A 12,875-nucleotide genomic window follows, 5' to 3' on the forward strand; every position below is an offset into this window, starting at 1 on the left:
GGCCCGCACCGAAAGGTGTGGGCCCGCCGATTCTTCGTTCTGGGCACTGGTGTAGGCCATTGTGTGGCGCCTATTCCGGCGAACGCACAACGCGAACACAGCATCGAGGAGAACCGCATGGTCGACGGCCAGAGCAACCCCACCGCCGGTAACGGACAGTCCGACGGCCCCCAGCTTGATGTTTCGGCTCTCGTCGGGCAGCCCGCGGTGGGCTTCGACAGGCTGGTGGGGCTCGAGTACACCGAGATCACGCCGGACCGGGTTCGTGCTCAGTGGACGGTGGCCCCCACGCTGCATCAGCCGGCGGGCATCCAGCACGGCGGCGTCTACTGCACCGTCGTGGAATCCGTAGCGAGCATCGCGGGCACAGCCTGGATCGGGGCGCGCGGGCACGTCGTGGGCGTGAACAACAACACCGACTTCCTCCGCGCCACCCGTGAAGGCACCTTGAAGGCAGAGGGTCTGCCCATTCATCGCGGGCGGACGCAGCAGCTGTGGGAGGTCCGGATCCACGACGAACGGGAACGACTGGTCGCGAAGGGCCAGGTCCGGCTCGCGAACATCACGGACACCGCAGCAATCGGCAACTAGTTCGCGGTCAGTGCCCACCACAAGGATGGGTTCCTCTTTCGGTTCAGTTGTGGGCACCCTGCGGCGGGATGGGGTGGTTGGAACGCAGAAGGACGTCCGGGTCGTGCTGTGCCTTGATCCCAGTCAGGCGTTCGTAGTCGGCTGGTTCGAACGCGGTGCGCACCTGCTCCGGATCGAGGGGACCGAAGGTGAAGTTGAGTGAGCGTCCCAGAGTGCGTGCGGAGAAATTCGTAAGGACGTCTTCGTGCATCGCGGTGACGGTGTCGATCTCGTTGACCTCGGTTAGAGAGAGAACTCCCAGGGAGTAGCCGGCATTGCGACGGCCGACGGCGTTCGGGGCCTGCGGGGGGCGGGCCAGCGCGCCACCGAGATGGCGGATCCCCACGATGCAGGAGCTGGGCCCCGACGGCCCGACGTGCTCGACCAACTCGGTCAACTCTTGTGGTTCGAGGTCGTCGAGCAGAATGCTGGATCCCCGGTAGCCACTGGGTCGGTCGGGTTCGTCGAAGACGGCACCGGACTCGGAGTACGAGACCTCACGCAGCGTCTCCCGTAGCGGTGATCCCAGTGCCCGGAGTGGCTCGACCAGTCGGTTGCCGTGCTCGGCGGCGCCGGCGTAGCTGACCTGAAGCTGTGCGACGGGCCGGCCCCGGAACAGGTCGGGGACCGCGGGCACGTCCGGGAAGGGAATCACGCAGACAGCTGACGTCATTTCCTCGGGGACCGTTCTGGTCCATTCGAGCCAACCGCCCAGCACATCGGGGGCTTCCGCGAGGTCGTAGAACAGGCAACCGCCATAAAGCCGGGAGACCGGCACGAGGGAGATCTCCATGCCGGTGACCACGCCGAAGTTCCCACCGCCTCCACGTAGCGCCCAGAACAGGTCCGGCTCGTTCGTTGCGTTCACGTGATGGGCGCGCCCGTCGGTGGTCACGACGTCCAGCCCGTTCACGTGGTCTGCCGAATAGCCGTAGCGCCGAGCGAGAAGTCCGATGCCGCCGCCCAACGTGTAGGACACTGCGCCCACGCCCGGCAGACTGCCGGACAGGGGCGCGAGGCCGTGTGGGGCCGCGGCATCGATGACGTGCTGCCAGCTGGCACCGGCCTCTACCCAGGCGGTCCGTGCCTGTGCATCCACTTCGACGCGACACATGCGGCGGGTATTTATCAGGACACCCCCGTGCATGGCACCACTACGTCCGTGGCCGGTCGCCTGGACAGCCACCGTCATGCCGCGAGTTGCCGCGAACTCGACGGCGGCCCGAATGTCCAGGACCCTGGCCGACTCCACCACCAGGTCCGGCTGGTGCGGCTGGAGCAGCTGGTGTCCCGTGCGGTCCCGGTCGTATCCCGGGCCGCCCGGTAGGTACACGACACCATCGATGCGATCGTTCAGCGATGCGGCCGCGGAGCGCAGTTCATGTTGTGTCTCAATCATGCCCTCGACGGTATAAGCCGTTGCGGACATCAGACGTCCGCAATGCGTGGCACTCTGACTGAGTGAATGAAGGACGGTCTCGCAGGGATCTGCCGCAGCGGATACTGCGGCTGCTGACGCTGCTGCAAAGTCGGCGCAGCTGGTCGGGAGCGGAACTGGCCGCGCGGCTGGCCGTGACCGAGCGCACCGTGCGCCGCGACATCGACCGTTTGCGCGCACTTGACTATCCCGTCGTGGGCACTACCGGCACAGCCGGCGGGTACCAACTCACCGCTGGGCGCGCCCTTCCACCGTTGATGCTCACCGACGACGAGGCGATGGCCGTCGCGATTGGACTGGCCGGCGCCGCCGTCGCCAGCATCACCGGGATCGAGGACAGCGCGCTGCAGGCACTTGTGAAGTTGGAGCAGGTGCTCCCCGCTCGGCTACGACCCCAACTGGCCGCCTTGACCACCGCGACCGCCGCCGTGCCCAGTAGCGACACCCCGCTGGTCGACCCCAGCACGTTGGCCGTGCTCGCGGCGTGCAGCCGTGACCAGGATGGCGTCTCCTTCGACTACCGCGACCGTGCGGGCGAGAGCAGCAGTCGCCGGGTCGAACCCCACAGCCTGGTTACCGTTCACGGGCACTGGTACCTGATTGCCTACGACCCAGAGCGCGACGACTGGCGCACCTTCCGCGTCGACCGAATCGATCACCCCGACCGCACACACCGTCCCAGCACCCCCCGAGAGCTGCCGGCGCCAAGCGCGACCCGCTACCTCACCCACTCCTTCGCTACCGCTACGTACCGCTACACGGCGGTCATGACCGTGTCGTGCCCCGCCGAGGTGCTGCGCGCCGGAGTGTTCGGCCCCATCCCCGGCACCGTGATCGACGACGGTCCCGACAGATGCACCGTCCGGCTCAGCGGCGACTCCCCAGAGCTGGTAACCCAGTACATCGCTGTCATCGCGGCCCTCGGCGCTCAGTTCAGTCTCGACGCGCCCGACGAGATCACCGCTCGACTACACCAGCTGGGAGACCGTCTGAAGCAATAACTCAACGCGACCACCGAGATTGTCCCGGCGGCGGCACTCGGTCATGGGAAACGCTCGTCGAAATGACGCTTGGAATGCGGGTCGCCATCACGAAAGCGGGGGTTCCCACCAACAATTCGGTGGGAACCCCCGCTTCACGTCGAGACCGGCTCAGCCGGCCGCCTTCTTGTCTCCAGGCGGGGGAGCGGCAGCGGCCGATCCTGATTCGGACCGATGCTTCTCGAACTTCCCGATGACATTTCGAGCGAATACCTGCTGCTCGGTCGATGCCATCTGTGCGCGTCCGCGGCCGAGGAACGTCACCGTCCAGGACAACAGCGTCGAAAGCCGACTGCGGAATCCCACCAGGTACATGAGGTGGATCGCCAGCCATGCCACCCAACCGATGAACCCGCTGATCTCCAGCTTGCCGACCTGCGCGACAGCGCTGAATCGGGAGATCGTGGCCATGCTGCCCTTGTCGAAGTACTTGAAGGGCTGCCGGTCCTCCGGCCGCGTGCCGTCCAGACCCGACTTGATCTGTTTCGCGGCGTACTTCCCGCCCTGCATCGCCACCTGTGCGAGTCCGGGCAGCTTGTCGAGAGACATCATGTCGCCGACCACAAACACGTTCGGGTGGCCCGGAAGACTCAGATCAGGATTGACCTGGACTCGGCCGGCGCGATCGACTTCCGCCTCGGACTGGTCTGCGAGCTGCTTGCCCAGCGGGCTGGCCTGCACGCCGGCCGACCACACCTTGCACTGGGATTCGATCCGTCGGTGCGTGCCGTCCTTGTCCTTCACGGACAGTCCGTCCACGTCGACGTTGTCGACCATTGCCCCGAGCTGGATTTCGATTCCCAGCTCTTCGAGACGTTCCGCTGCCTTGCGACTGAGCTTTCCGCCGTACACGGGCAGAACGTTGTCCGCACCGTCGAGAAGTATCACGCGCGCTTCCCTCGGATCGATGTTCCGGAAAGCGCCGGACAGCGTGCGACGAGACAGCTCGGCGATCTGCCCGGCGAGCTCGACACCCGTCGGACCCGCACCCACCACGACGAAGGTGAGGAGCCGGACTCGTTCTTCCGGATCGTCCGACAGTTCGGCCTGCTCGAACGCGCCGAGGATTCGGCCACGCAGCTCGAGGGCATCGTCGATGGTCTTCATGCCGGGAGCGAACTCGGCGAAATGATCATTACCGAAGTAGGACTGTCCGGCGCCCGCGGCAACGATCAGACTGTCGAACGGTGTCACCGTGACACGTTCGAGCAACCGAGACGTGACGGTCTTGGCCTCGAGATCGATCTTCTCGACGTCGCCGAGGAGAACCTCGGTGTTCTTCTGCTTCCGCAAGACCAGTCGCGTCGCCGGAGCGATGTCGCCTACCGAGAGAATGCCGGTGGCCACCTGATACAGGAGAGGCTGGAAGAGGTGGTGAGTGGTGCGGGCGATCAACGTGACATCGACATCGGCCTTCTTCAGCGCTTGTGTGCCGAACAATCCGCCGAATCCCGATCCGACGACCACCACGCGGTGGCGACTCGGCTCGGCCGACTGCACAGTCATACGGGGCTCCTTGGCATTGAGAGACGTCGTGAAAAGTGAGACTTCGGGGCCGGCAGCAAACGCGACGAACGACTACGACCGCAAATCGATGTTCTTGCCGCCGGTCATCTTGGAACGGGTTTCCTCCTGGTAATCGCCCTTGATGGAAAAGACGAAAAGCGCCCCCACGAGCAGCACCACGACTGCCACCGTCAGGATCACGACGATATATCCGAATACGACACCGATATCGGCCAACATGAAAAAGCCTCCTGTTGAGTACTTGCATCACCGTACTGCGCGGACCGAAGCATGTCTTGGAGTGGACCCATACGTACCAGCGGTGCCGCGCCTCCACCACCGAGGGGGAGACGCTGATGACGATATCGGTAGGCCGGTGTCATCGAACGTCGGTGGGTACGCCGTTGACGTGCCGGAGCCTGCGGATCGATACTGAGTGAAGGCGAAATCAGGTGTGATCATCGTGCGTACCAGACATGCACTTGCAGCATTCTCGGTGACGGGCGTGTGTGTTCTCGGGTCGCTGACGTCTATTTCCTCGGTCGCAGTGGCGCAGCCGGCCGGTATGCCGTGCGATTCCACCGCGCGTGCGTGCCTGCAGCTGTCCACCAACGAGGCGTGGCTGGCAGATGGGGGAGTCGCCACCTACGGCCCCGTTCCCGTCACACACGGTCGCCCGGGCTGGGAGACGCCGCCAGGCACCTTCTCCGTGTCGTTCAAGGATGCCGACTTCTGGAGCACCGACTTCGACGCTCCGATGCCGTACTCGGTGTTCTTCAACGACGGGATCGCCTTCCACGAGGGGTCGTTGTCGGACTTGTCACATGGTTGTGTGCACCTGTCCCGCGACGCCGCGGTCGCATTCTTCGACACGCTGCAGCCCGGCGACGAGGTACAGGTGGTGCCGTAGTCGCTCGGCGCGCGAAAGTGCGGGTGGTGGGTCATGCTCTGACACTGTGACCGTTCCCGGTGTGTCGCGCAGACAATTCCTTGCGATCGAGTTCGGTGTCTTGTTCGTTGGGCTCACCACCGGATACGTGGTGGTACTGAATGACGTGAGCCCCGTTCCGTTTCTCGTCGTGGCTGCATCGGGCGCCGTGCTGTACCTGCGCCGAGACCGCAGTTTCGACAATCGCCGGTTGTGGAACGCCGGCGCCCTCCGTTCTCGATGGCGGGGGATGCTCGCGCTGTGGGCGATCCTCACGGTCGCGATGGCTGCTGCTGTCGCGGTGGCTCGCCCGACGCTCGCGTTCGACCTACCGCGAACCGAACCGCTCGTGTGGCTCGCTGTCGTCGTCTTCTACCCACTGTTGAGCGTGTATCCGCAGGAACTGCTGTTCCGCGCGTTCTTGTTTCACCGCTATGCGCCGGTGTTCGGAACTGGCACCGCGATGGTCGCGGCGAGCGCGGTCGTCTTCGGATACGTGCACATCGCTTTCGGTAGCTGGATTTCGGTGGCGATGACACTCGTCGGCGGCGCACTGTTCGCGTGGCGATACCGCGTCTCACAGTCCCTGTTCGTCCGCTCCGTCGAGCACGCTCTGTACGGGATCTCGGTGTTCACGATCGGCCTTGGCAGCTACTTCTATCACGGCAGCTGAGTCGAACCGACCCGCCCGAAAGTGAAACGTGTTCTCATTGACGGGTTCGGTGGACCGGCCAGGGAGGACGATGTGACGAAGGACGATGTCGCACAGATCGAGCAGCTCAAGTACCGCTATCTGCGGGCACTCGACTGTCGTCGGTGGGAGGAGTTCGCCGAGACGCTCACCGAGGACGTGGTCGCGGAGTACGGCGACCGACTGCACTTCACGTCCCGAGATCAGGTTCTCGCGTTCATGCGCAAGGCGATGGTGCCCGGCCTGATCACCGAACACCGTGTGACGCAGCCGGAGATCACGATCGACGGCGACGAAGCCACCGGAACCTGGTACCTCTCCGACATGGTGATGCATCCGGCGCACGGATCGATGCTGCGCGGCGCCGCCTTCTACGAGGACCGCTATGTGAAGGGCAGCGACGGGAGCTGGAGGATTTCCCGCACCGGGTACACCCGAACGTACGAGTACACGTTCGAGGTCGGGCAACTGCCCGGGTTTCGGATGACCGTCGATCCGTGGCAGCCAGGAAAGGACTTCTTGTGACCGAAGATCTCAGCGGAAAGGTCGCGCTGATCACCGGCGGAGGACAGGGGATCGGTCGGGGCGTCGCCTTGGAGTTCGCGCGCGCCGGAGCCCGCTGCTTCCTGGTGGGCCGAACACCGTCGAAACTGGAATCGGTCGCGGCGGAGATCGCCGACATCACCTCCTCCGACGATGTCGCGATCCATCAGGCCGACATCGCCGCCGACGATGCGTGCGAGTCCGCCGTCCGTGCCGCCACCGACACGTTCGGCGGGATCGACATCCTGGTCAACAATGCGAACGCCGCGTTCCCGGTTCCCTTGGACGAGTCCGGCGACGACTTCTTCGACTACGCCCTGCGAACCGGTCCTCGGGCCGCACTGCGCCTGATGCGTGCCGTGCATCCCTCGATGGTCGAACGTGGCGGGGGAGTCATCGTCACGATGATCACGTCTGCCGCGGTTCGTTGGGACACCTCCGGATTCGGTGTCTACGCCGCAACCAAGGAAGCAATGCGCGTACTGACACGGACTGCCGCGAGCGAGTGGGGGCATCAGGGCATTCGCGCCCACTGCATCGCACCCCACGCGCTGACACCGGCTCTCGAATGGTGGATCGACAAGAATCCGGAGGAAGCCGCGGAGTTCGTGCGCACCATCCCGCTCGGGCGCATCGGCGACCCCGAAACGGATATCGGCCGGGCCGTCACGTTCCTGGCTTCGGACTCGTCCCGATATCTCAGCGGTGCGGTCATTCCCCTGGACGGAGGCCAGTCTCGCTGGTGAAACGCCCCTGTCACGGGGCTTGAAAGCCGCCGATCTTCTGCTCGAGCAGTTCGGCCAATCGCAGCGGCGTGCGGTCCTCGAACATCGGACCGATGATCTGCACGCCCACCGGTAGACCCTCTGGGGACCGGCCCGCAGGTATGGCCGTGGCAGGCAGACCGGGCATGGTGGCGACACTGGCCCAGACGAGCTGATCGAAGTACGGGAATGCGGTGCCGTCGATGTCGATGTGCCGATTCTCCAGCCCTCCCTCGTGGTTGTGCGGGAAGGCGGGGGTGGGAGTGATGGGGCAGACCACAGCGTCGAACTCGGCGAACAGCTGCCTCCAGCCGTGACGGTGAAGTTCGCGACGGTTGTTCGCTTCGACCCAATCGCGGTGATTGAGCACCATGCCGCGCAGTCGCGCCCCGTCCAGACTCCGGTCGTCCGCATTCAGGGCCGCGGCCTGGACTTGCAGTTGTTCGTACACATCGGCGGGCAGACCTGCGGCGGCGTTCGACAGCATCAGAAGCATGTAGAGCTCGGCCGCTTCCGTTGGATCCGGCAGTAGCCGACTGTTCCGTTCGACCCGGGCGCCTTCGCCCACGAGCGCGTCGGCGACACGATTCACGCCCGCCCGTACCGCCGACCCGGTCGGAATGAGTGGATGGTTCTCGAGAACCAGAACACGGAAATCCGACAGTCGCTCGTGCCGCGCAGGCGGCAACGTGAGGTCGTACGCGACACCGTCGGTGAGGGCGTCCGGGCCGGCCATCACATCGAGTAGAAGCGTGAGGTCGCGGGCGGTGCGTGCCATCGGGCCGACGACAGCGAGATCGAGGTCGATCGGCAGGGCCGGGGCAGGCGGCACGACCATGCCGCGGGTCGGTGCCAGTCCGACCGTCGGCTTGTGCGCATAGACACCACAGAAGTGCGCGGGCGTGCGCAGTGAACCAGCGAGGTCGGAGCCGATGGACAGTGCACCGAATCCGGAGGCCAAGGCTGCCGCCGAACCCCCGGACGACCCACCCGACGTTCGGGTGTGATCCCACGGATTGTTGGTGGTGCCGTAGATCTCGTTGAAGCTCTGAATATCTCGTAGCATCACCGGCACATTGGTCTTACCGAGCAGCACAGCGCCAGCGGCCTTCAATCGCGACACCTGCACCGCGTCTTCGGCCGGAAGGTAGTTCGCGTACTGCGGCATTCCCCAGGTGGTGGGCAGCCCGGTCACGTTGTAGGACTCCTTGACCGTCACCGGAAGGCCGAGCAATGGCCGGTCGTCGCCGTCGGTGCGCGCCTCGTCCGCACGGCGTGCGGAGTCCCGGGCGCGGCCGAAGTCCCGCACACAGATTGAGTTGATCGCTCTGCCGTGGCGTTCGATACGCGCGATCGCCTCGTCGATCAGTTCCACCGAGGTCACTTCACCGGCTCGCAACGCAACCACGAGTTCTTCGGCAGATCGAAAGTTCCAGTCCATGAATACGACGCTAGCGACCTCCCGCACGGGGCATAAAACATCAATTCGCACAACGCAATCGGCAATGAATCCGCGTACCGGCGTCCTGCCGGGTCTCGCCCCCGGACGGGGGGAGACCCGAAGAGTGATCACGACATCACACAGGCCTTACCGGCCGATCTCGTCCAGCTCGGCGAGATCCTCGTCGGAGAGCGAGAGTTCCGCTCCCGCGACGTTCTCGCGCAGGTGCGCCACGGAGGAGGTGCCGGGAATGAGCAGGATGTTCGGCGACCGCCGCAGCAACCAGGCCAGGGCGACGGCCATCGGCGTCGCATCCAGCCGGGCGGCCACGGCAGAGAGCGCTGTCGACTGCAGCGGGGTGAAGCCTCCGAGCGGAAAGAACGGGACGTAGGCGATGCCCTGGTCGGCGAGCTCATCGATGAGCTCGTCGTCCTGGCGGTTGGCGATGTTGTACATGTTCTGCACACACACGATCGGCGCGATCGCGCGTGCCTCGGCGACCTGCTCCGTCGTGCCGTTACTCACTCCGAGGTGCCGAATCAGGCCCTGCTGCTGGAGTTCGACAAGGGTCTCGAAGGGCTCGGCGAGCGAGCCGGACTGGGGACCCAGCGCGCTGCCCAGCCGGAGATTGACCACGTCGAGAGAATCGAGGCCGAGATCGTCGAGGTTCTCGTGAACGGCGCGGCGCAGGTCCTCGGGCTGCCGGGCGGCGGGCCAGCCACCCTGCGGATCGCGGACCGCGCCGACCTTGGTCACAATGTGTAGCGATGCGGGATAGGGGTGAAGCGCTTCACGGATCAGCTGGTTGGTGAAGCGTGGTCCGTATGCGCCGGCGGTGTCGATGTGGGTGATCCCGAGGCTGACGGCCTCGTGCAGGACGGCAAGTGCGCCGTCGTGGTCGGCGGGCGGGCCCATGACCCCGGGGCCGGACAGCTGCATGGCGCCGTAGCCGAAGCGGTTGACGGTCAGATCGCCCAGGGGCCAGGTGCCCCCGAGCAGTGACGTGGAGGGGGTGTTCACGGTTTCGCTCATGCCGTCGATTCTTGCTCGCGGACAAGCGGCGTATCCAATACCGATGCGGTGCTCTGTCATACCCGGTCGGTATCACCGGAGTACGTTATGGCTATGGAGCTCTTGGAGACTCGCGAGCTGAGATACTTCGTGGCCGTAGCCGAGGAACTGCACTTCGGTCGCGCTGCCGAGCGGCTCGGCATGGCTCAGCCGCCGCTGTCTCGCGCGATCCAGCAACTCGAGCGCCGCCTCGACGTCCGTCTACTGACCCGCAATCGTCGCGGTGTCGGCCTGACCGGCGCCGGAGAGATGCTGCTGCACGAAGGGCGCGCGGCACTCGACGCCACCACCGCGGCCGCTCGCCGCACCCGTCGCGCCGGCGACTCCGGGGGTTCGGGCGGCCCCCGGAACCGCCTGATCCTGGCGGTGAAGGCCGGCGCGTCTCACGAGCTGCTGCACAAGCTCCTCGACGCCTACGCGGCCGAGCCCGACGCCACCGAGATCGAGGTGCTCCCGACCGGCACGTGTGAGCAGGAGGAGATGCTGCGCGATGGCCGCGCCGACGTGGCGCTCATGCACGCACCGTTCAACTCCCTCGCAGGATTCGACAGCGAGGAACTGATGACCGAAGGGCAGATCGCGATCCTGCCCGCCGGGCACCCTCTCGCCGCGCAGAAAACTTTGTCCCAAGCCGAGGTCAGCGACATTCCCGATCTTCCGCTCGCGCGCTGGGCTCGCCACGGCATGTACCCGCCGGGACCGGGCCCCGAGATCCACGACCAGACACAGCTGGCCCAGCTGATCGCCCTCGGACGTACCGCGGCAGTCTTCCCCGACTCCGCCCGCGCCTGGCTATGGGCAGAGCACACCGCAGTCCCACTGACCGACGCGCCCGCCGTCGTCACCCACATCGCCTGGCCCGCGCACAGCCGTTCTCTCGCCCTCGCCGGACTGATCCGCACGGCCACGCGGCTGTGACCCGCCCTCGACTTCCACTGCCGCGGCCCTCCGCCTGACGGCACCGTCGGCCACGCGGCTGAGCATCACTTGATCGGTTCGGCGGCACGAACACGAAACCCGCTGTACGCCAATGCAGTACGACGAAGCCGTACAAACTCGGCCGATGCTACGGCGACCCCACTGGACGGGCGACGAACAGATTCGGGTTGCTACTACCGATCTAGTAGCTACTACCTCTCTCGTATCTACCACCGTTGAGTGACCGCGAGGGGAATTCATGTCGACCGCCACCACCGAAACCGCAGAGCGGCACGCGCCACCGAGTCGTGCGACGCTTCCCGTCGTACTCGCGGCTCAATTCGTCACCCCGATGGCCATTGCGGGTACCGCAATTGCCCTTCCGCTGATCTCGCAAGACCTCGGATCGAATCCGACTGCGTTGCAATGGGTCGTCAACGGATTCAATATCGCTTTCGCACTCACCACCCTTCTGTGGGGTGCGGCGAGCGACCGAATCGGCCATCGGCGCACCTTCGGCATAGGTTCGGCGCTCGTCGTCGCGGGCAGTGTCGGAAGCGTCGTAGCCCCGAATCTTTTCGCTCTCGACTTCGCCCGTGTCACCGCAGGAGTCGGCGCTGCCGCGATCCTCACCGGGGCGACGGCCCTCCTCTCGAATGCGTACGAAGGAGCGCGCCGCACGAAGGCATTCGCGGTGTTCGGCACGGTCAACGGGTTGGGGCTCGCTCTCGGGCCGACCATCTCCGGCGTTCTGGTCTCGCTGATGGACTGGCGCGGAGTCTTCGTGGTGCACGCAGTGATCCTCGGGGCGGCTGGCATAGGGACGCGACTCCTACCCGCGGCGCAGCCGTCCGTCGGCGGCGGCGGTTCTCCGATCCTGGACCTGGGACTCTTGCGGAACCGTGAGTTTCTGGCGATGTGCCTGGTTCCGGTTGCAGGCTCGATCGGATTCGTCACTCTCTTGACCTACCTGCCGTCCGCGCTGAGTGGGATCTCGAATCTGTCGGCAGGTGCGTCCGGGCTTCTGATGCTCGCAATGACGATCCCGGTCTTCGTCGCCCCCGTCGCAATCGGGCACTTGGTCGGCCGCATCCGGTCATTGACGATCGGCAAAGTCGTCTACCTGAGCCTGGCTGCCCTGATCCTCGGTAATGCCGGGATGCTCGCGCTGTCCCAGGACGGTTCGGTGATCGCCATCATCGTGCCGATGGTTCTGCTCGGACTTGGCTTCGGACTACCCGTCGGGCTGGTCGACGGGCATGCCCTGTCTGTTGTGCCTGCCGAGCGCGGCGGCACCGCGGCGGGCTTGCTGAACTTCTTCCGCATCGGAAGTGAAGCGCTGTTCGTCGCCGGGTACGCGTTCGTCCTGTCGTCGTCTGTGGGCGCGCAACTCAGCGGCGGGGACGCGCGTGACACCGCTGCAGGCCAGTACGGGCACCCGGACGTCTACCAGTCGGCCTTCGCCACGACGGTGGGCGTGCTCATCGCACTCCTCGTCGTACTGACTGTCGTCATCGTCGCGGTCCGCAAGAGTTCGCGATCAGGCGTCGCCCGGTCGAACAACTCCGGTCATTGAGCGTTCGTGTCACTGTCCGTCGGATCGGCCAACACCGCCCCGAGGAGACCGGGGAAGGCTTGTTCCAGTTCCTCGCGCCGTAGCTTCGTCATTCGTCCGTTTCCGACGTCACGTTGCCAGATCAACCCCGCGTTTCGGAGTACCCGAAAGTGGTGCGTTCGAGTCGAGGGAGCCCAAGGCAGGTCGAACACGCTGCAGAACTGTTCGGTGTCCTGCGGATCGGAATACAGCTGGGCGACGACCTTGCGACGATTCGTGTCCGCCAAGGCCGCCAGAACGGCGGAAAGATCGTATTCCCCGAGATCGGGGTGTCCGTCGGCGTCAGCCAT

At 65.4% G+C, this 12,875-nt stretch carries 14 protein-coding genes; 8 read left to right on the plus strand and 6 right to left on the minus strand.

All coding sequences use genetic code 11. The features are described 5' to 3' along the window. Positions 1 to 117: 117 nt before the first annotated feature. Complete coding sequence (locus ACZI8R_RS02425; protein ID WP_463377951.1) at positions 118 to 591, plus strand: PaaI family thioesterase; 474 nt, start codon at positions 118 to 120, stop codon at positions 589 to 591. A 43-nt stretch (positions 592 to 634) separates the two neighbouring features. Here the strand turns inward: ACZI8R_RS02425 and ACZI8R_RS02430 are convergent, their stop codons facing one another. Further along, positions 635 to 2,029 carry an FAD-binding oxidoreductase gene (locus tag ACZI8R_RS02430; protein WP_463377952.1) on the minus strand — a complete coding sequence of 465 codons (1,395 nt, stop codon included), beginning with the start codon at positions 2,027 to 2,029 and terminating at the stop codon, positions 635 to 637. Positions 2,030 to 2,091: 62 nt separating this feature from the next. Between ACZI8R_RS02430 and ACZI8R_RS02435 the strand changes: the two genes are divergently transcribed. Then, on the plus strand, positions 2,092 to 3,069 hold the full coding sequence (locus tag ACZI8R_RS02435) for a helix-turn-helix transcriptional regulator (RefSeq protein ID WP_463377953.1): 978 nt from the start codon (positions 2,092 to 2,094) through the stop codon (positions 3,067 to 3,069). 150 nt (positions 3,070 to 3,219) lie between these two features. On the opposite strand, the gene ACZI8R_RS02440 is transcribed toward ACZI8R_RS02435, so the two are convergent. Further along, the gene (locus tag ACZI8R_RS02440; protein WP_463377954.1) at positions 3,220 to 4,614 is read right to left on the minus strand and encodes an NAD(P)/FAD-dependent oxidoreductase; all 1,395 of its coding nucleotides are present in this window, start codon (positions 4,612 to 4,614) and stop codon (positions 3,220 to 3,222) included. Between the two features lie 72 nt (positions 4,615 to 4,686). After that, complete coding sequence (locus ACZI8R_RS02445; protein WP_463377955.1) at positions 4,687 to 4,854, minus strand: adenylate cyclase; 168 nt, start codon at positions 4,852 to 4,854, stop codon at positions 4,687 to 4,689. A gap of 223 nt (positions 4,855 to 5,077) precedes the next feature. Between ACZI8R_RS02445 and ACZI8R_RS02450 the strand changes: the two genes are divergently transcribed. The 4 genes from ACZI8R_RS02450 to ACZI8R_RS02465 all read left to right on the plus strand — a co-directional run bounded on the left by ACZI8R_RS02450 (position 5,078) and on the right by ACZI8R_RS02465 (position 7,522). Then, positions 5,078 to 5,524 carry a L,D-transpeptidase gene (locus tag ACZI8R_RS02450; protein WP_463377956.1) on the plus strand — a complete coding sequence of 149 codons (447 nt, stop codon included), beginning with the start codon at positions 5,078 to 5,080 and terminating at the stop codon, positions 5,522 to 5,524. 46 nt (positions 5,525 to 5,570) lie between these two features. After that, entirely contained in the window at positions 5,571 to 6,215 is a 645-nt protein-coding gene (locus ACZI8R_RS02455; protein ID WP_463377957.1) for a CPBP family intramembrane glutamic endopeptidase, read from the plus strand. A 72-nt stretch (positions 6,216 to 6,287) separates the two neighbouring features. Then, on the plus strand, positions 6,288 to 6,758 hold the full coding sequence (locus ACZI8R_RS02460) for a nuclear transport factor 2 family protein (RefSeq protein ID WP_463377958.1): 471 nt from the start codon (positions 6,288 to 6,290) through the stop codon (positions 6,756 to 6,758). Beyond that, entirely contained in the window at positions 6,755 to 7,522 is a 768-nt protein-coding gene (locus ACZI8R_RS02465; protein WP_463377959.1) for an SDR family NAD(P)-dependent oxidoreductase, read from the plus strand. The genes ACZI8R_RS02460 and ACZI8R_RS02465 overlap by 4 nt, the downstream gene beginning before the upstream one ends. A 10-nt stretch (positions 7,523 to 7,532) precedes the next feature. Here ACZI8R_RS02465 and ACZI8R_RS02470 read toward each other — a convergent pair whose 3' ends face one another. Both ACZI8R_RS02470 and ACZI8R_RS02475 read right to left on the minus strand, forming a co-directional pair. Continuing rightward, complete coding sequence (locus ACZI8R_RS02470; RefSeq protein ID WP_463377960.1) at positions 7,533 to 8,981, minus strand: amidase; 1,449 nt, start codon at positions 8,979 to 8,981, stop codon at positions 7,533 to 7,535. A 147-nt stretch (positions 8,982 to 9,128) separates the two neighbouring features. Continuing rightward, complete coding sequence (locus tag ACZI8R_RS02475; RefSeq protein WP_463377961.1) at positions 9,129 to 10,013, minus strand: aldo/keto reductase family oxidoreductase; 885 nt, start codon at positions 10,011 to 10,013, stop codon at positions 9,129 to 9,131. Positions 10,014 to 10,106: 93 nt separating this feature from the next. Here ACZI8R_RS02475 and ACZI8R_RS02480 point away from each other — a divergent pair, with 93 nt between their 5' ends. Together ACZI8R_RS02480 and ACZI8R_RS02485 are read left to right on the plus strand one after the other, a co-directional pair. Further along, positions 10,107 to 10,970: a LysR family transcriptional regulator gene (locus ACZI8R_RS02480; protein WP_463377962.1), complete on the plus strand. Its 864-nt coding sequence runs from the start codon at positions 10,107 to 10,109 to the stop codon at positions 10,968 to 10,970. 259 nt (positions 10,971 to 11,229) lie between these two features. Continuing rightward, the gene (locus ACZI8R_RS02485; RefSeq protein WP_463377963.1) at positions 11,230 to 12,546 is read left to right on the plus strand and encodes an MFS transporter; all 1,317 of its coding nucleotides are present in this window, start codon (positions 11,230 to 11,232) and stop codon (positions 12,544 to 12,546) included. Here ACZI8R_RS02485 and ACZI8R_RS02490 read toward each other — a convergent pair. Further along, on the minus strand, positions 12,540 to 12,875 hold the full coding sequence (locus ACZI8R_RS02490; RefSeq protein ID WP_463377964.1) for an ArsR/SmtB family transcription factor: 336 nt from the start codon (positions 12,873 to 12,875) through the stop codon (positions 12,540 to 12,542). The two genes, ACZI8R_RS02485 and ACZI8R_RS02490, sit on opposite strands and share 7 nt — an antisense overlap.

Source organism: Rhodococcus huquni, assembly GCF_055231055.1.